We start from the raw sequence: 18,544 nt of genomic DNA, 5'->3' as shown, positions 1-18,544 counted from the left end.
GGCGCTTCGTGCAAGTTATGGATTAAGTGGCGGTATGAAACTTGATGCCCCAGCTATTTCAGGCAACACAATCACTACCCAAAAAGTGATGATTGATGCAAATAGCTTTTTTAGTCTCGGTGTTGTATTTGTATATTAATACCAAATCACAAATCCTACCAAATTAACATAGAGTAGGATTTGTTTCTCACTCTAGCACCACTTTTCTTGAAACTTTCATAGTGTAGCATACCTTAAAATAAGCCACCTACCGAACAGGCTGAACAGATATGTAAAAAGCTAGATTCTATTTTCAAAATAGAATCTAAAGAGAATTAGTGAGATTTGCGATACTCTAGAATCATCGCATACGCCTCATCTTTGAGACGCAATTTTTGCTTCTTTAGCACCTCAAGCTCCATATCACTCATAAGCTCTTCGCCATTTTCAATCTTTTGAATCCTATCATCAAGCTCATTATGCTCATCAAAAATCTTTGCAAAATGTGCGTTGTTAGTCTTAAGCGCGGTTACTTCGTCTCTGTATTCGTGAAACATACCTAACTCCTTGTGTGAAATAAAACCTTATTGTAAGATATTTTTGGTAATAACACCACGCTTTTTTTTAACCTAAAACCCATTTTGCGTAACTAACTCCTATAATCTGCATTAATCTCCACATATCTATGTCCCAAGTCGCAGCCATACGCTACAAAGCGTCCTTCTCCCATACCCAAATCACAGGTAATCCTAAAACTTTCTTGCTTCATTACTTCCGCTGCTTTTGCCTCTTGGCTCTCATCAAAGCAAATCTCACCCCTATCAAAAACAACAACATCATTAAATGCTATTTTCAACCGCTCCTGTGCTGAATCCACCCCACTTGCCCCAATAGTAGAAGCAATTCTCCCCCAATTTGGATCGCCACCAAAAATAGCTGTTTTGACTAAAAGAGAGTTTGATAACGCTTTTGCGGCTTTCATCGCTTGATTTTCATCTGCCGCATTACACACTTCAAATGCCACCACACGAGTTGCTCCCTCACCATCACGCACAATATCAAGGGCAAGTTTATGCATTACTATTTGTAACGCTTCTTTAAACGCATCTTTGTCATACACGCCACTATATCCATTTGCAAACAAAAATACAGAATCATTTGTGCTTGTATCGCCATCTACGCTAATGGCATTAAAGCTTGTTTTTATACACTCTTGCAACACCTCTTTAGCGTGAGATTCTACAATCTTAGCATCAGTTGTGATAAAGCAGAGCATTGTCGCAAGGGAGGGCTGTATCATACCCGCCCCCTTTGCCATAGCCCCGATGTGAAACTCCCCTGAATCTAGTTTAACTTTTAAGGCTATTTCTTTACTAAAAGTATCAGTTGTGCGTATGGCATTAGCCGCTCTTGTGTGGGCGTCCTTGTCATTTTCAAAAGGCTTAAAAAGCTTAAAACTTGCCTTAATTTTCTCCTTTGGCAGATACTGTCCTATCACGCCTGTGCTTGACATAATGGGATTTTCAATAAATGGAAGCTCTTGCTTTAAAGATTCTAGAATCTCAACCACATCTTGCACACCCCTATGTCCTGTCATCGCATTGGCATTTTTCGTATTGATTAACACAAAATTACTTTTCTTCCCCTGCACATATTGCTTAAAATGCGTAATAGGAGCAGCAGGAAAGCAATTATTAGTAAAGCTCACAATAGGTTGCAGCGGCTCTTTGCTATACAAAAAAGCAATATCTAATAAATCCGCTCCATTAGAATCCTTGCCCTTTAGTCCCGCACTCACGCCATCAGCATAGAATCCTTGCGGTGCATTCACACCACCACCAATTGGAAAAATCTCAAACATAATCCACCTCTCTTGGTTTTTGCTTTCTCATAATCAATCGTTTTGTAGCACGGATATTTTCACTTGAGCCAATCACAAGCAACTTACATTCGCTTGAGACAATCGTATTGCCATTTGGCATACTGATATATGTGCCATCTTTTTGCGTTAGCCCCACAACTGATACATTTGTAACATCTCTAAAATGTGCTTCTTTAAGCTTTTTTAGCACAAGCCAAGAGTAACGCGGAACGATAATCTCTTCTAAATCAAGGGGTGTATCACGGCAATACAAAAACTGCTCTAAAAGATTCTCCATATCCGGACGCACTGCCATAGCCGAGATTCTCTGTGCCATAAGCTTAGAGGCTGAAATTACAGAATCACAGCCTAATTTTTTAAGCTTTTTGCTCTCTTCTTGAGAGTTGGCACTAGCGATAATGTAATAAGGCTTCCTGCCTAGCTCCTCTTCAAAAAGCCTAGCACTCACTACCATCGTAATATTATCTGCTGCATTTTTAGAAAAGCTCACAATCCCCTTGGCACTTGAAAGGTGGGATTTAAGCATAGCAATATGCGTATGTGGGTCATCAATAATGTAGTAAGGATACTTATATTTTTGTGCTTGAGCTTCAAAATCTTTAGAATTATCCACTACAACAAAAGGAATATGAGCCTCCAAAAATTGCTGTGCGAGTTCTATGGTAAATTCATTGTGATAGCAAATCACATAATGATTCTGCAAACGAGCGATTTTATACACCATTTTTTGCTCCTTGATTAAGCGGATAAGAGTGCCATTATTCACAACACTCATAATAAATGCTACGCTAAAGGTTACTACCCCTGCTCCACATACCATTAAAATAGCTGTAAAAAGGATAGTAATCGTGCCAAACTCTCTCTCCCCAAGTGAGCCAAATCCGGTATTTGTAAAAGTATAAGAAGTTTGAAAAAATGCCTGCATTAAATCATAATCTTCTAAAATCAAATACCCCAAAGTGCCAAAAAGGAGAAAAAATTGAACGAGAATGAGCGGAAGTCTAAAGGGTTTAAGCTGTTCATACAGCTCACCTGCTAGAGAAATATCTGGTTTTGGGTTGTTCCCCCAATGAAGAATTTTTTTAAGCTTTGCAAACAAGATGATTAAAGCTTAGAATCTTAGGAGTGCTTTTTAAGTGTTCGCAAAGTAGAAGCGGCGACTTTAACCCTAACACTAGTTCCATCTTCAAGCTTTAAGCGAATGCTGCGAAGATTAGGAAGAGAGCGTTTTTTTGTTTTGTTATTTGCGTGGCTTACATTGTTGCCAACCATTGGACCTTTGCCTGTGAAGAAACATTTTCTTGCCATAATAAAACCTTTTTTATGAAATAAACTCGCGATTGTAGTGAAAATTACCCCAAAACTACCTTAAATCATTCAATAAGCACACTCATACCCACGCGTAAGCCCTCAATAGGACTGACAGGATAGGCTTCAACCTCAAAAGTGCGTATATCATAGCCTTTAGAGGCACTTGTCGCCCTCCACGTTGCAAAGTCACCCATTACAGAGACAAACTCTACTTTAAACTCTGCCTCTTTTTCAAGTGCGGGAATATAAGCCTTAAAAGTTGTGCCTTTTGGAAAATCTTTTAAGCGATACTCCGGCAAGTGAAAAACAATCCACGCATCATTCATATCAATCATAAGCACAACGGGAAATCCGCTTGGTGCAAGTTCGCCCTCGTGAAGCAAGACATTGCTCACCTCGCCATCAGCTGGAGCAATAGCTTGAGTGTCCTTAGCATAGCTTTCCACTTCGCTTACCTGTCCAGCTGCTGCGTCTTCTTTGGCTTGAGCGGCGATTTTTGTCTCGTGTGTTGCACCATCAAGGGCAATTTTATATTGTTGATAGGCTACATTCTCATTATGCTTGGCAGTTGTGTAATTTGCATAGGCTTCATCGCGTCTTTGCTCACTGACAACGCCATCTTTATACAGAGATTCTAAACGCTCATAAGTGCTTTTGGCAAGATTTGCCATTGTTTTTGCCCCTTGCCACACATCTTTAGCTGATTGAATCGTCTCCACTCTCGCACCCTGCTTGGTTTCTGTGCTAAGGGCTTTGGCAGCTTGGTATCCAGCTTTGGCTTGTTCAAGTTTAGCCTCAAGTTCAGGAGAGTTAATCCCATACACCAAATCGCCTTTTTTAAGCATATCACCTTTTTTGACAAAAATATTTTCAACCCGCCCCGCTACTTTGGAGCTTATAGCGTATTCACGCGCTTGGACTTGAGCGTAAATCTTATTCTCCTTGGGCTGATATGCACGCACAAAGCTCACAACAAGCCACAACAAAAATCCTGCCACAATGACACCAAGCACGATAAGCTTTGCATTCATTTTGATAAATCTCATAGCACCCCCTTAGTTAAAAAATCCATAGAATCTATCCACCTCATCACTCAAGCTTAAAAGTCTAGCAAGGGCTATCGCATAGTTATACGCCACACTTTGACGCTCAATAATCGCTAAAGCTAGAGCATTTTGGGCATCACTCACATCAGCACTTGTGCTCATTCCTTGCAAAAACGCCTTTTGACGCAGTTTAAGATTCTCATTTGCAAGCTCAATAGATGACTGAAGGCTAAAGTATTGAGATTTAAAAGATAGCACTTCATTGTAGGTTTTCTCACACAAGGTTTTTAAATCTTTTGTAGCTTGAGATTTAGCTAACTCAGCTTCAATGGAGGCAATTTTACTTGCTTGATATTTTTGGATTCTCCCTCCGGGCGTGATAAGCGACCATTTTGCACCAATACCGGCAAACCAATTTGGCATAGCCTTATCAAACATAGAGCTATTATCGTTCATCATATAGCTTCCAAAAAGTCCAACTTCAGGCAAAAATGTAGAAAACTCAATGTGTGAGAGCTGCTTTGCGGATTTGATTTTATTATCCATAAGGCTAAGGGCAGGATACACTTCAAGCGTTTTATTGACAAAATACTCTAGACTCTCTAGTCTAGAATCTTGTTTAATATCAATCTGTTCTACAAGCTCTAATGGCTCTTTAGATTCACGATTGAGCATAGCATTGAGTGCCATATTTGCAATGACAAGATTATCGCTTGCTTTTTTTACATCAATGCTTGATTTATCATAATTGACTTGAGCTTGTAGCGTTTCTAGTCGTGCGATTTGCCCTTTGTTTTGTAGTTTTTGTGCGTTTTCATAATGTGTTAAATGCCCAGCATTAGCAGATTCTAGCGTGTGCAGAATCTGATTGTTCAACACTACACCATAATATAATCTCACACAATCTTCAAAAAGGCTTAGCTCTTTTAGTTTGAGTGCTAGATAAGAATCTTCAAGTGCAATTTGAGAAAGTTTATTGGCAAAATACCGCTTACCACCTGTAAAAATGGGATATACGACATTTATAGCACCAAAGATGATATTTTGATCTTGTAGGGTTATGGGCTGCCCTAAATGCTGCAATAATGGAGCAAGAGCTGAGTTGCCACCAAGATTACCAAGTTGGGATTGATTGAGTAGGTGCATATTCATCGGCTCGTGCAAACGCACATAATAAGCACCCAAAGATACTTGTGGAAGATAGAGCATTTTACTTGCGAGATTGAGCTTTTCTTGTTTCTGCACGGCGTGTTGCGTGGATTTTAATCCATCATTATCTGCTAATACCTGTTTATAGGCTGATTGCAATTCCAAATATTCCGCATTTGCTCCACTTATTGCGATACAAACAAGCAAGAATATCCATTGTTTCATTTTTGCAAACCTTTTTTACACAAATCTTTTTATGCTAAAATTATGAGCGGTATTCTAACGCAAATTAAATAACCACAGGACTTATTCAAGTAGGCACTATGATAAACAAACAAAGACAAAAACTTCAAAAGCTCCTTGATACGCACTATACCCTAAGAAACACAGAAAATGAGTTAAACCAAGATAACCCCGACCCACTTCTTGTAGCAAAACCCTATCAGCAAAACCCTCATTTTGCCGAAATAGCCCTGATATGTGCGTTATTATCTTATGGCAATGCAAAGATGATTGTCAAATTGCTTCAAAGTCTTGATTTTGAGCTGCTAACGCGTGGGATTGATAGGATACAAAAGGCTAACTTTCCACATTACAGATTCCAAACGCGTGAAGATATACAAGGACTTTTTATGCTTATTAAGATTTTGCTTGAATCTGGTGGCTTATTCAAATGCTTTATGCAAGGCTATGAATGCTACACATACAAATGGGATAAAAGCCACAACTCTCATCACGCCAAGATTCTAAGCGGAATCTACCACTGCATAGATACGCTTTATCTTTTAGCTAAAACGCACAAAATCCCCATTACTCAAGGGTTAAAATTCTTGCTTGGCAGCTCACATAGCTCTTATTTGCTAAAACACCACAGCCTACCGCATAATGTCTCATGCCTCAAGCGGTGGAATATGCTTTTGCGTTGGCTCATACGCAAAGACAGGTTAGATGTCGGCATTTGGGATTCACATCTGCACCCTTCAAGTTTAATCTTACCCCTTGATACACACACTTTTAGAATCTGTAGAAAACTAGGCATTTTGCAACGCAAAAGTTATGATTTATCCGCCGCCCTTGAAGCCACAGATACCTTAGCACTTTTTAACCCCAATGACCCCATAGCCTATGATTTTGCACTCTATCGTTTAGGGCAAAATGGAATCTTGTAAGCTATTTTTCTAAGATTCTATCGCTTAATTCCTTGCAAAGTGGGAGTGAAAGGTTGCAAGAAATGATGGGATTAAGGCTCAAATCACTTGGTTGAATAGAAAAATACAGAATCTGTGAGCCTATGGTGGCTTTAAGCTTGTGAGATTCTAGGCTGAAGTGGCAAGTTGGCGTAAAATCTCGTGTGAGTGTTTGCAAAATCTCTCTTGCCTCTTGGGGCTGAATAGAAGAGGCATACATAAAAGCCTGTGTATAATATTTGCTCAAAGCATTTTGTGTAAGAGCAAGTTTGGCTTTTAGCCCCATCACGCATTGTCTATGCTGCAAATGCCCCATATACTTTATGCCCACACTTGCAAGTATGCCTACAATAATAATCACACAAAGCACCTCAAAGGCACTAAAAGCATTATGCCTAAAATATTGCATTTGATGTGCTAAGGGGGACTTCTTTGCGTGTGGGGTGTCGTTTTGAGAGTTTTTCACAAAGTGGAGAATCTGGCTTTGGTGTGATGGAAAATATCAATTTACCATTTTCTTGCATAAGTGTTATGCAGTCATTTTCTATATCTATGCTGCCATTTTTGGCAAGCTTTATACCATTACCTTGGGCTACCCAACGCGATTGACTAAGCCCAGCAAGTTCTAGAATCCTAGCTCCATCAATACTGCTTGGGCTAATATTTTGGCTAAAAACTTCTCTCTGCAAAGCATTAAGTGTGCTGATAATATCATTTTCAACCGCAACAAGCTGTGCATCTGATCTTGTCAAAGAAAGGCGAGGCAAGGCAATGGCGGCTAAGATTCCAAGTATGATGATGACAAAGACAAGCTCCATCATACTGAAGGCTTTGTGCGAGGCAAAGTTTTTCATTTTATCTTAAAATCTTCAAGCGCAAAAGGTGGAATGATAAAATCAATCACCCCGCTTCCTTCAAGGCTTAGTGCATCTTGTTTTAAAACAAGGCGGATAAGCACTCCCTTTGGCACGAGGGCGTTAAAAGGTGGAGCGATGTAAGTAGCAAAACTCTTTAAATCCGGCTGATGCCCAACAAGCAGCACATTTTGAGCCTCCATAAAGGCTTTATTTTGCGTGAGTTTCATATAGCCCTCAAGCCCACAATCAGGTGCAATGTCCTCACTTATCATAATATGACTTTTTGGCACAAACTTCTTTAAAGGTTTTAAAGTCTGCAATGTCCGCTTAGCTGGAGAGCAAACAATCAAATCAAAGCTCAAATGCTCTAGGGCAAATTTTGCGATATGCTTACTCTGAATCTTACCAAGCTTACTTAATGGACGGAAAAGGTCGCTTTTATCTTTTTTATTTGTGAGGCGATACTCTTCCCTACTTATCGTATCTGCGTGTCTCAAAAGTGTAATAGTTTTCATTTAGCCCTCCAGCAAATTTTCGCACATCTTTAGCACAAACTCCGCACTTCTCTTAGCCGAACTCTCCAAAAATTCATCAAAGCTCACATCGGCACTACCATCGGCACTATCGCTAATTGAGCGTAAAATGCAAAATGGCACTTGAAGTAAATCACACACCACAGCCACAGAAGCACCCTCCATCTCCACCGCATCGGCTTTAAAGTTTGAAATAATCCATTGCTTTTTTGCACTATCGGCAATAAAGGCATCTCCAGATGCGATAATACCTTCTTTAAGGTCAATATTTTGAGCTTTGGCTACTTGCTTGGCTAAGCTATTAAGATTCTTATCTGTCTGTATATACACTTTGCTTTCAGGGATAAAGCCTAGCGGGTGTCCAAAGGCAGTAATATCCACATCGTGCTGACACAGCTTTTCTCCAAGTAATAAATCGCCCACTTTCAAGTCAGCACTTAGCCCTCCAGCAACACCACTAAAGATAATCTTCTCACACGCAAAATGTAAAATCATTGTGCTAGCCGTTAGTGCGGCGTGCACCTTGCCTATTTTGCTATAAGCGATAAAAATTTTATGTGTACCTTTTGAGATTTCATAGTAGGTATTGCCGCCTACTTGTATTTTTTTGTAGTCTCCAAATTTTTCAAGCAATGGCGTGATTTCCTCTACCATTGCCCCTATGATTCCAAGTTTCATTGACATAGCTCCTTTTATTCTTTGATAGAATCTAGACACTCTTTTAATGTGGCAAGATTACCCACATTGAAAGTTGGGCGAGTGCTTAGACGCTTATTTAGCCCACGCAAAACATTGCCATTGCCAAACTCAATAAACACATCAACGCTCTCATTAAGCTTTGCGATACTTTGTTTATAATACACAGGTTGAGTAAGCTGCTTGCCCAAAAGCTCTTTTGCTTGAGCTTTTGTAGTATATGTTTCAAGCGTGGCATTTGAAAGGATAGGTGTGCTTAAATTTTCCTTCAAATTATTCTCTAAAATCTCCATAAATGGAGTAACCGCGGATTCAAGCAAAGGACAATGACTTGCCACAGACATTGGCAAAAGCAAAGCTCTTTTTGCCCCAAGTGCTTTAATGTGAGATTCACTCGCAGCCAAGTCATCTTTATTCCCCGCTAAGACGATCTGCCCATCGCCATTGTAGTTCGCACACCATATATTTTTGCCCTCATTCCTTGCATTTACACAAAAATCTTCTAGTTTTGAATCTTCTACACCTACGACAACCATCATACCGACATTTTTACCCTCACACGCCTCTGCCATAAGCTCTCCGCGTTTATGTGTCAGCTGAACACCTTGTGTAAAGCTCATACCCTCGCTCAATACCACTGCACTCACTTCGCCCAAAGAATGCCCCAACGCCACACTTGGCATAATGGGATATTCACTTTGTAAAATGCTATGAGCCACCGCACTTACAAGAAAAATGGCTGGTTGCGTGTATTGCGTGAGATTGAGTTTATCATTTTCCTCAAACAAAAGGGTTTTCATATCTAAACTCAAAGCATCAGAAGCTTGCTCAAAAAGCTCCTTTGCAACAGCAAAATTATCATATAGTTCCTTACCCATACCCACGCTTTGTGAGCCTTGACCCGGAAAAATAAAAGCATAATTCATTCAAAAATCCTTTTTATAATTTGGGAGCGGATTGTAGCATTACTTTGCTTTATTTGTCTTTTGTGTGTAAAAACTCAAGCTAAAATGCTAAAAAAATCACATTTTTTACATTTCTCTACACTATTTCTTGGTGAATTTTAGAATCTCAATCAGTTTTTCGTGCTGTTAAGGGTAGTTTTATGAAATTTTCCTTAGAATGTCGTTCTTTTTTACTGATTTTTGCTTTTTCGCTTGGACAGGTGGGTGAGTTGGCTGAAACCACATCCCTGCTAAGGATGCATAGCCGCAAGGTTATCGAGGGTTCGAATCCCTCCCTGTCCGCCACTTTCCAAGTTTGTGTCTCTTAATTTTCATTTGTCGTTTCTTAAGCAATCTAAGCATTAGTTGTTGCGTATCTTACAACAATGTAAGCACAACAGGGCTATCTACCATCTATCAACAACCCTGCTCATTGTATTTATAATGTCATATCCGTCCCATATCAATGAAAATTCACTACTTTTGCCAATAGGCACAACTCTATCAATCCCCAAAATCCCAAGCGTAGCGATCTCTTCAAGAATCATTTGAGAATCTACACCAAAATAGGTCAAAGTTTGAAATCGCTTAGAAACAATACGCAAGACTTCTTTTATACAATCTCCGCTAGATTCTATAAAGCTCCCACACGCACAGGTATAGCTCTCCACTCTTTCATCTAGCAATGGCACATAGATTCTGCTGATAAGGTTGTCGTGTGTATGCTCTATTTTTGCATTATCTATATTTAGGGCGACATCACATTGCGTTATAAGTTTATCTATGGCTACAATGCTCTCAAGCTCATATCTATCTTTTATATTAAGCCACACATAATGCCAGAATCTATTCCTTGCTTCATTGGCATAATCCTTATTAAGCCAAAAGATAAGTCTAGGGGAAGAGCAAGCATTTTGGTCATACAAATATGTATCATTATAAAAATGTCCTGCAAGTGTTTGTAACTCACTCTCATTAAGCTTAAGTAGCGATTTAGAATCTATCACACTTATAGAATACCTATCCGCAAAACATAGCTCTACGCAACGAGGTGCTATGGGGCTTTGCCGTATGTTATTTATCGTTGTATCTCCACCCCAAATCACTCTTACATCAGCTAAAGATGATAGTTTGTCTGTTATCTCTTTTAAATGTGAATATTGTATAATTCTTATATATTGTGTCATCTCATATTGACTTTTTAGATTCTCTAAAAGTCTGCATAAAATCTCTGTTTGTTTGAAAAACTTGCTAGATACCCGTATCACACTTGCATTGCCCGAGAGTAGTCCAGCCACTAAAGAATATGCAAAGTTTATCGGCACATTTGATGGTGCTATATGAAAGCTTAATCCCCTGCCTATTCTATTACGCAAAGAATCCTTATAATCTTTTTTAAGCTTTTCTATATTTGTTTTGCGGATAAAAAAGCCAAATGAGATGATATCAGCATAATTTTTTGCTTCACTATCACTCATTATGAGAAGTGAGAGTCTATGTAAAAACTCGCTTACTCTCTTATCAAAAATTTTTAATACAGGAAGCTTTTTTAGCTCATCTAATTGTTTGTAAAATTCCGCCTCATCTAAGATGGGAAACAAGCATTGTAAAGAAGTGTTAGAATCTAGGCTATTTTTGCTCATAGGTGTCGCTACATCCTCTAATTTCAGCATTTTGTATTCTCCCATTGATTGAAAAATATTTACCCTTTCTACCGCAAGGGCAGTCGTCTTCACCAAGTATTGTGCCTACATCTTCGCTTAAGATAATATGCCCAGGATATGAGTATGGCAAAAGGGATACAAGCTCTAATATCCCCTCTTCGTCCTTATCTGCTATGCTAAAATCTCTAGCTCTTCTTACAATAATATCTGCAAAAATAGGCGTGTGTAAAACTCCACACTCACATTCCATATAAATAGAACCGGTTTGCTCTACCATACCATAGTAGTTGTATATCTGCTTAATGCCGCACACACTTTCTAGCTCATTTTTAAAATGCTCTTTTGACACCGCTTGAGCAATAAGCTTTTTCCAGCCACCGCCGTGAATAAGAATAGAATCTTTTAAATCCAAAAAGATGTTGAGCCTTTTTAACTCATTATAAAAATGCTGCCACACAATAAATGTAAAGCCAAAAAGCAGAATCTTTTTACCCTTATGTTTCTCTATAAAATCCCTTATAAGAGCAATATTAAGATTCATATCCTTATCAAGTGCATAGATTTTTTCCCTAGCAAACATAGAAAATCCAAGCACCCCAGCACCCCTAGCAGAAAACATAGCTCTATTTTGCAACAAGTGAGAGCTATCAATAATAATCATAGGCATTCTACTATTGCCTATAAAGCTTTGCATAATCCTTGATAGTGCTTTTGTTTGATTGAGTGAAGTTTGCTTGTCTAAAAATATTTGCGATACACTCTGTCCGCTTGTGCCAGAAGAAGTCATTGTTTTTATGATTTCACTTTTCTCTATACTTTTTAATGCGTAATGTTTAAATAGTCGCACGGGCAAAAATGGTGCGTTGTAATAAGAATCTAGATTTCTATCCAAATCAGGGTGGGACAGGGGGTTTAGAGCGTAATTTTTAGATTCTAGATTCTGTAAAAATTCGCCCTTGTCTATACAATTTGAATGATTGGCTGAATTAGAGGGATAGTCATTATCGCTTAGATAACTCCTACCCTCTAATTCAGCCAAAGCCTCCAAAGCCACAGAGCAATTGCTAGAATTTGTGGTTTTGTGTGCGTGGTTTATTGGATTAGATTCTAGATTCTCTCGCATTTGGGTGGGTGCAGGACGCAAGTGTGCAAAATTATTAGAATCTACATTTTTGTCATATTGAGTGCGTAAGTATGAAATATTTTGTTTATATTCCATACTAGATACTTCGCCTAAAGGCTCAGTATGACAAACTATTTTATTGGAATCCAGATTCTTGTTTGAGTGTGCTGTCTCTTTGTCGTTTTTACAAGTGTGGGCAAAATCCTTGCAGATTGTGCGAGCCATAGGTGAACAATCTTTTTTAGAATCTATAAGAGATATTTCTCTACGCTCAATATGACAATTATTAGACTTAAAATTTGCAACCTTAATGCCAAGCGCATCTAAGATTTTTCTATACTCTTTACAATGCTTGTAGTGAAACTCACAAAGTTTTTTAATATTTTGTGTTAATAATCTCTCTTTATCTTCTTTGCAAAGGCTATAAGGATCTAGCTTAAAAATGCCTTCATAATCAATATCACTATTTTCCATTGCCACACTCTTTTTTCACAATATTATCTAGCATAGAGTAGAGTATCTTGCCAGAACTACTTCTTGGCAAAGATTCTATGTATTTAACCTTTAGTGCTGTGGGGGCTATTTTTAGCCTATCACAAAGTAGCTTTTTAACTTCTTCACATCTTTCTTGTGTGATAAAAATATAAAGCATATCATCTACTCCGCTAGATTTTGCCTCTAACCCTTGAAACTCGCCCTCTATAATAGAATCTATATCATCAAGGTTTATTCTTCTGCCAAACATTTTTATAAAGCGATTCTTTCTCCCCACTATGTAGTAGTAGCCTTCACCATCTCTTTGTGCTATATCTCCTGTGTGTAGCACACCGCCAAACTCATCTTTTTTAGCTAAACTGAAACGATTTTCACTATAACCCAAAGTTACATTTTTCCCCTTATAAATAAGCTCTCCTTGCGTGTTATCTTGCTCTATACGATTACCTTTAGAATCTAGCAAATAAAACTCGCCATTAGGGATAGCCACACCTATACTGCCACACTTCTCTATTGACTTTTCACTTGGAAGATAGCTCATTCTAGCAGTAGCTTCTGTTTGTCCATACATTACGATAAATGCTTTATTGCTAGATTCGGCAAATGTAGCAAATTCCTTATGCAATTCAACTGAGAGCTTCCCACCTGCTTGTGTCATAGTTTTTAGATAAGGTAAAGACATATTAAAAAACTTTAGCTTTTTTAGCATTTCATAAGTGTATGGCACACCAGAGATTGAGCTAGCCCTTTGTATTGCGATAAACTCCCAAAGCTGCTTTTGCATAAGCGATTTATCGCTTAATAAAATCATCGCCCCGCTATACAAATGCGTATTAATCACTGATAAGCCAAATGTATAATGCAAAGGCAGGATTAAAATCGCCCTTTGTGTTTTGTCTATATGCAAATATTGAATAATAGATTCTGTATTGCTTTGTAAGTTCTCATAGCTTTGTCGCACCATTTTAGAACTACCTGTAGAACCCGATGTGCTAAGCAATAGGGCTAATTCACTATATAAACCTACATTTTGTGGAATCTGCCCTAAAGTTTGCAAAAGTGTGGGGGATTGCAAAAGTGTGTAGGAATATTGTCCTAACACTTCTTTAAAACCACTGCGTATAAACCTATCCTTTAGCCTATCAGGTAGCCACAAAAACTCTGGACTATAATCAAGCAAAAGCTTATCTAGCGTATTAGAATCTAAATTGCAATCTACCATTAAAGGCACAATGCAAGATTCAATCATACAAGCATAGCCTACTAAAGCTCCCATAGAGTTTTCGCATAGATTTATACATAATGCTTTGCTAGATTCTATCCTATCTAGCACATTGCTTAAGCTCAAAGCAAACTCTGCTAACTCATTATAAGTAACAGCATTGCCCACATCATCAAGCACAGCGACCCTATCGCCAAATCTTGCAAAGTCAAAAAACATTTTAGGACTTACTTAAGATTGATACCATATTTTTTAAGAATCTCTATGCCTTTTTCAAATGAGCTAAAATCAATAATATCATCAGTTTCTAGCTCAATACTAAAAGCCTCTTCAAGTGCTGCCATAAGAGCCATATGCCCTACACTATCCCACGCTGGAATAGCTTGATACTGCAAGGTTTTAACCACACTTACTTCAACACCGAGCGAATCGGCAAACAACTTCATATACGCTTCCATACATTCTCCTTTTTTATTTAAGTTAAATCACTCCAAAAAATTAGAGTGTCAGCTTTTACATCTCTAATAAGCTTCTTGCCTATTATTTTGCTTATATGACTTGGTGATATGCCATTTCCGGGGCGTTTAGCACAAAGATGCTCTGGTTTTATTTTGTCTCCAACCCTTAAATCTTGTGTAGCAACAATGGAACGACGCATTTTTATTCTTTGTTCTAGCTCATCTTGCGAGACTTTTCGCTCAAAACTCCCTAGTGATTTTTGGATACTTTTACATTTTCTAACTAGATCCTTAAATTCCTCTGGTTCTGTCGCCATTTGATTATCCATACCAATTTTTGAGCTATCCAATGTTAAATGTTTTTCTACAATACACGCTCCCAAAGCAATAGAAGCGATAGCACATTCGTTGCCTTTTGTGTGATCAGAAAAGCCAATTGGATGATGAGGTATCATATCTCTAAGTCCCACAATGTTATTTAAGTTTATATCTTCTATGTTTGTGGGATAAATGGACACACAGTGAAGAACAGCTATGTTCTTGTTGCCTGTAGAATCTAAAATTTCTACAGCCTTTTTAATTTCATCACACTCACCCATACCAGTAGACAAAATTATTGGGCAACCTTTTTGTCCAATGTATTCTAAAAATTGATAATTATCCAAATCCATACTTGCTACTTTTATAAATGGCACCCTGCAATAATCAACCAAAAAATCCGCTTCTTTGTTTGAGTATGGTGTAGAGGCAAAATCAATGCCTATACTTTTACAATATTTTGATACCTCACCGAGCTTCTCCTCATCAAGGGAAAACTTATCAAAAAACCGCTTTGACATAGGACTCTTCTCATAATGTGTTTTGGAATAAATTGACTCTGCTGTCCAAGATTGAAACTTCACACAATCACAACCCATAGCTTTTGCCACATTACACATAGCTTTAGCTTCATTTATGTCGCCATTATGACTACTATTAACTTCAGCGATAATATAAGGTTCTCCATAGTCCTTAATCACTCTGCCATTTCTAAAAATACACTCTGCCATATATACTCCTATTCCAAAGGCTTAACAATCATTTCATTCAAAAACACATCTCTATCAATAAATGGGGACAAATCTTCAAGTGGCTTTTTTATCAACTTTTTTTCCTTGGTAAATCCATATGATGTGTGCAAATATTTTTGATTTTCATCACAAAATACTTCAAAAAGCACAGCATTTTTAGAATCTAAAAAATCTTTAACTCTAGATTCAAGCCCCTCTACATTTTTTGCTAACATATATGTGAATCCATACGAATGGGCAATCTTTTTAAAGTCCATATTTGGCACCCCATCACTTGTGTCATTGCCTATTGTTCTGGAACGAAACAAATCTTTCTGCCTATTGCGTATCACTGCATACATATTATTGTTTATGACTATTATTTTTGCTGGGATTTTATGGTAGGTTATAGTCGCCAATTCTTGAATATTCATCATTATTGAACCATCCCCCACAATAGTTACAATCTCTTGTTTTCCGGCAAAATATGCTCCCAAAATAGCAGGGATAGCATAGCCCATAGCACCTTGTGCTGCAGGAAATAGACATGACTGATTGGCTTTAAACCTCATAGCACTTGGGATTATCAACTGTTCTAATCCAGCATCAGTAATCACTACAGATTCTTCACTCAAAAGCGATGATAAATAATCTGCTAAATAATATAAATCAAGCCTAGAATCTGCTTTTATTGTTTTTACAAAAACTTCATTTTTAAGAGCAAAAATCTCTTTCCAATGCTTAGTTTTTTCCACCCAATCTTCAATATCAAGCATAAATTCCCGTTGATTTAAAACGCACAAAAAATCTTTCGCATCGCAATTTATCTCCTTCATACATTTCAAACTATGTTTTTTATGTTCGTTTATATCAATATCTACAATAACCACCATTGCTTCTCTAGCAAACACAGTCTTATCATTGCCAATTGTTTGAGAACACAGCTTAGATCCAATAACCAAGACAAAATCTGCATTTTGCAAAGCAAAGTTCCCAGCTCTACTACATCCAAGAGTCCCCACTGCACCGATAGATAAGGCATTAGAAACCCCATACACATCACACGCACTCTGCGAAAAAACGAGTGGTAACCTATGTTTTTCCACAAACTCTGCCACCTCTTGCTTGGCATTAGCACTTTTTACACCACCACCGATTAATACTATTGGGCGAGAAGCTTTTGTAAGATTTTCAATCAATAAATCTAACTCATTTTCGCTTGGAGCATTTTGAATATATGCTGAATCAAAATGTTTCAAGCTTTTCTCATCAATTATTGCACTTTGTATATCAAGTGGTATATCAATCCACACTGGACCTTTTCTACCACTTGTGGCGAGATGTATAGCCTCCTCCATTACATAAGCTATCTCCGTTGGATGTGTTATCATTTTTGAATATTTTGTAATTGACTGAACCATACTAATAATATCTGCTTCTTGTGAGCCATATGTTCTAATAGGTTGCTTTGTGTAATGTGTTGTTTCTTTGAGTAGATTCTGCCCAGAGATAAAAATGCAAGGCAAATTGTCTTGATAAGCACACAAACACGCTGTTATCGCATTGGCTGAAGCACAGCCAGTAGAGACCAAACAAGCAGAAACACCTTTTAACGAGGCATAAGCCATAGCAGCATAAGATGCCCCTTGCTCATGTAATGTAGAAATATGGGCAACGCACTGATTTCTTGCCACAGCATCGCTAAGATATAGTATTCCTCTACCTGTAACCATAAAAATATGTTCCACTCCAATTTCATTAATCTTGCGAATCACATAATCAGCCACTCTATCCATTACATCTCCTTACCTTTTGGAGCTACTTGTTGCAATATCTCGGGTATGGCGATTACAAAATTTGCCCGACACACTTGCACCCCCCCCCCAGCTATGCTGTGGAGATATCCATTCACACTTCCCTTTGCCACACCTCTTTTATAAGAATCTAACCTTGCTTCTAAATCTAATCTATTGCCGGGTATTATCTTTTGTCTAAACTCCACATTATCTATTTTTAAACACGCAGTAACAGAACCTTTATTGTTATCAAGTGTCAAAAAAGTCATCAACAACATTTGCGACATGCAATCAATAATCACTCCACTTGGCACACTTGGATCATTTAGAAAATGCGAGCTAAAAAACGATTCGGTATAAGTAAAATTCTTATACCCTCTAGCATACTTCCCAATCTCCACCTCTTCAACAAAATCAATCATTAAACTAGGCTGGGTTAGAGGGATATATTCTCTAATTTTCATTACATCTAAATCTTTCATCATTTTCATCACCTTGCACCGCTAGGTCTAAATTGATTAAAAATACTTGGTATTAAAATAGTTGTCTCTAACTCACACGCCAATTTCCCACATACACTACCTCTCACATATCCTTTGCATAAACCTCTTTTAAAAGACAGAACTCGTGCATCTATATCTAGCCTATGCCCAGGCTTTATTTCTTCATGAAAAGTAGCCATGTGTTTATATCCATGTACAATTTCACCTTTTAAATTTTCCAAAGTAGTAATAGCTATAGTCAGCATTTGTGCCATTGCTTCTATTTGTAAGCATCCCGGCATATTTGGACTCCTTTCAAAATGAATGGGAAAATACCATTCATTGTTTGTCAAATTTTTATATCCTTTGGCATACTGCCCAGGCTCACACTCTGTAACCATATCTATCAGCAAAAATGGATAACGATTTGGTTGATACTGTTGTAATTCGTAGGCATCAAATGATAGAGGCATATTCACCTCCATTGTTACATTCTAGCCGGGCTTGTATTGATTTAAAATATCTGGAATGGCGATTACTAGATTGGCTCGACATGCTAGGGGGGGGGGGGGCGGCCGGGGGGGGGGGGGGGGGGGGGGGGGGGGGGGGGGGGGGGGGGGGGGCGGGGGGCGGCGGCGCGGGTGGGGGGGGGGGGGGGGGGGGGGGGGGGG

At 38.4% G+C, this 18,544-nt stretch carries 20 protein-coding genes and 1 tRNA gene; 2 read left to right on the top strand and 19 right to left on the bottom strand.

Features of this window, described 5'->3' with window-relative positions; translation table 11 throughout:
* Positions 1-314: 314 nt before the first annotated feature.
* The 6 genes from EBF12_RS10400 to EBF12_RS10375 form a co-directional block, all read right to left on the bottom strand.
* Complete coding sequence (locus EBF12_RS10400) at positions 315-536, bottom strand: HP1242/YdcH family protein (RefSeq protein WP_002955800.1); 222 nt, start codon at positions 534-536, stop codon at positions 315-317.
* A gap of 92 nt (positions 537-628) precedes the next feature.
* Positions 629-1,840 carry a bifunctional glutamate N-acetyltransferase/amino-acid acetyltransferase ArgJ gene (argJ, locus tag EBF12_RS10395; protein ID WP_121727586.1) on the bottom strand — a complete coding sequence of 404 codons (1,212 nt, stop codon included), beginning with the start codon at positions 1,838-1,840 and terminating at the stop codon, positions 629-631.
* The gene (locus tag EBF12_RS10390) at positions 1,833-2,960 is read right to left on the bottom strand and encodes a potassium channel family protein (protein ID WP_121727585.1); all 1,128 of its coding nucleotides are present in this window, start codon (positions 2,958-2,960) and stop codon (positions 1,833-1,835) included. Before EBF12_RS10390 ends, argJ begins: the two co-directional genes overlap by 8 nt.
* A gap of 20 nt (positions 2,961-2,980) precedes the next feature.
* The gene (gene rpmB, locus EBF12_RS10385; RefSeq protein ID WP_121727584.1) at positions 2,981-3,169 is read right to left on the bottom strand and encodes a 50S ribosomal protein L28; all 189 of its coding nucleotides are present in this window, start codon (positions 3,167-3,169) and stop codon (positions 2,981-2,983) included.
* Positions 3,170-3,234: 65 nt separating this feature from the next.
* Entirely contained in the window at positions 3,235-4,218 is a 984-nt protein-coding gene (locus EBF12_RS10380) for an HlyD family secretion protein (protein WP_121727583.1), read from the bottom strand.
* A 9-nt stretch (positions 4,219-4,227) separates the two neighbouring features.
* Positions 4,228-5,592, bottom strand: coding sequence for a TolC family protein (locus EBF12_RS10375; RefSeq protein WP_121727582.1), 1,365 nt, complete (start codon positions 5,590-5,592; stop codon positions 4,228-4,230).
* A gap of 98 nt (positions 5,593-5,690) precedes the next feature.
* Here EBF12_RS10375 and EBF12_RS10370 point away from each other — a divergent pair, with 98 nt between their 5' ends.
* Positions 5,691-6,536 carry a TIGR02757 family protein gene (locus EBF12_RS10370; RefSeq protein ID WP_121727581.1) on the top strand — a complete coding sequence of 282 codons (846 nt, stop codon included), beginning with the start codon at positions 5,691-5,693 and terminating at the stop codon, positions 6,534-6,536.
* Position 6,537: 1 nt separating this feature from the next.
* On the opposite strand, the gene EBF12_RS10365 is transcribed toward EBF12_RS10370, so the two are convergent.
* Genes EBF12_RS10365 through fabD form a run of 5 tightly spaced genes read right to left on the bottom strand, consistent with a single transcriptional unit; the run spans position 6,538 to position 9,566 of the window.
* Positions 6,538-6,963 carry a type II secretion system protein gene (locus EBF12_RS10365; RefSeq protein ID WP_121727580.1) on the bottom strand — a complete coding sequence of 142 codons (426 nt, stop codon included), beginning with the start codon at positions 6,961-6,963 and terminating at the stop codon, positions 6,538-6,540.
* The gene (locus tag EBF12_RS10360) at positions 6,950-7,408 is read right to left on the bottom strand and encodes a prepilin-type N-terminal cleavage/methylation domain-containing protein (RefSeq protein WP_121727579.1); all 459 of its coding nucleotides are present in this window, start codon (positions 7,406-7,408) and stop codon (positions 6,950-6,952) included. The genes EBF12_RS10365 and EBF12_RS10360 overlap by 14 nt, the downstream gene beginning before the upstream one ends.
* Entirely contained in the window at positions 7,405-7,926 is a 522-nt protein-coding gene (locus EBF12_RS10355) for a SixA phosphatase family protein (protein WP_121727578.1), read from the bottom strand. The genes EBF12_RS10360 and EBF12_RS10355 overlap by 4 nt, the downstream gene beginning before the upstream one ends.
* A complete protein-coding gene (locus EBF12_RS10350) occupies positions 7,927-8,622 on the bottom strand; it encodes a 5'-methylthioadenosine/adenosylhomocysteine nucleosidase (RefSeq protein ID WP_121727577.1) in 696 nt (231 codons plus the stop codon). It abuts the gene before it with no gap.
* Positions 8,623-8,636: 14 nt separating this feature from the next.
* Positions 8,637-9,566, bottom strand: coding sequence for an ACP S-malonyltransferase (gene fabD / locus EBF12_RS10345; protein ID WP_121727576.1), 930 nt, complete (start codon positions 9,564-9,566; stop codon positions 8,637-8,639).
* A 233-nt stretch (positions 9,567-9,799) separates the two neighbouring features.
* On the opposite strand from fabD, the gene EBF12_RS10340 reads away from it, so the two are divergent.
* Positions 9,800-9,890, top strand: a tRNA-Ser gene (locus tag EBF12_RS10340).
* 101 nt (positions 9,891-9,991) lie between these two features.
* On the opposite strand, the gene EBF12_RS10335 is transcribed toward EBF12_RS10340, so the two are convergent.
* The 8 genes from EBF12_RS10335 to EBF12_RS10295 are packed head-to-tail and all read right to left on the bottom strand — an operon-like array spanning position 9,992 to position 18,346.
* On the bottom strand, positions 9,992-11,257 hold the full coding sequence (locus EBF12_RS10335) for an acyl-CoA reductase (RefSeq protein ID WP_121727587.1): 1,266 nt from the start codon (positions 11,255-11,257) through the stop codon (positions 9,992-9,994).
* The gene (locus tag EBF12_RS12055) at positions 11,214-12,845 is read right to left on the bottom strand and encodes a LuxE/PaaK family acyltransferase (protein WP_244196517.1); all 1,632 of its coding nucleotides are present in this window, start codon (positions 12,843-12,845) and stop codon (positions 11,214-11,216) included. Before EBF12_RS12055 ends, EBF12_RS10335 begins: the two co-directional genes overlap by 44 nt.
* Complete coding sequence (locus EBF12_RS10320; RefSeq protein WP_121727575.1) at positions 12,835-14,307, bottom strand: AMP-binding protein; 1,473 nt, start codon at positions 14,305-14,307, stop codon at positions 12,835-12,837. Before EBF12_RS10320 ends, EBF12_RS12055 begins: the two co-directional genes overlap by 11 nt.
* 8 nt (positions 14,308-14,315) lie before the next feature.
* Positions 14,316-14,546, bottom strand: coding sequence for an acyl carrier protein (locus EBF12_RS10315; RefSeq protein ID WP_121727574.1), 231 nt, complete (start codon positions 14,544-14,546; stop codon positions 14,316-14,318).
* Between the two features lie 17 nt (positions 14,547-14,563).
* Positions 14,564-15,595, bottom strand: coding sequence for an N-acetylneuraminate synthase family protein (locus EBF12_RS10310; protein WP_121727573.1), 1,032 nt, complete (start codon positions 15,593-15,595; stop codon positions 14,564-14,566).
* Between the two features lie 8 nt (positions 15,596-15,603).
* Positions 15,604-17,391, bottom strand: coding sequence for a thiamine pyrophosphate-binding protein (locus EBF12_RS10305; protein ID WP_121727572.1), 1,788 nt, complete (start codon positions 17,389-17,391; stop codon positions 15,604-15,606).
* Positions 17,391-17,876 carry a 3-hydroxyacyl-ACP dehydratase FabZ family protein gene (locus EBF12_RS10300; RefSeq protein ID WP_157979107.1) on the bottom strand — a complete coding sequence of 162 codons (486 nt, stop codon included), beginning with the start codon at positions 17,874-17,876 and terminating at the stop codon, positions 17,391-17,393. Before EBF12_RS10300 ends, EBF12_RS10305 begins: the two co-directional genes overlap by 1 nt.
* Before the next feature lie 5 nt (positions 17,877-17,881).
* Positions 17,882-18,346 carry an ApeI family dehydratase gene (locus EBF12_RS10295; protein WP_121727570.1) on the bottom strand — a complete coding sequence of 155 codons (465 nt, stop codon included), beginning with the start codon at positions 18,344-18,346 and terminating at the stop codon, positions 17,882-17,884.
* Positions 18,347-18,544 lie beyond the last annotated feature (198 nt).

The sequence above is a fragment of the Helicobacter labetoulli genome, assembly GCF_003670275.1.
GTDB classification, from domain to species: domain Bacteria; phylum Campylobacterota; class Campylobacteria; order Campylobacterales; family Helicobacteraceae; genus Helicobacter_C; species Helicobacter_C labetoulli.
Note: the sequence above shows the minus strand (reverse complement) of the source record. Positions and strands in the feature narration are given on the sequence as shown.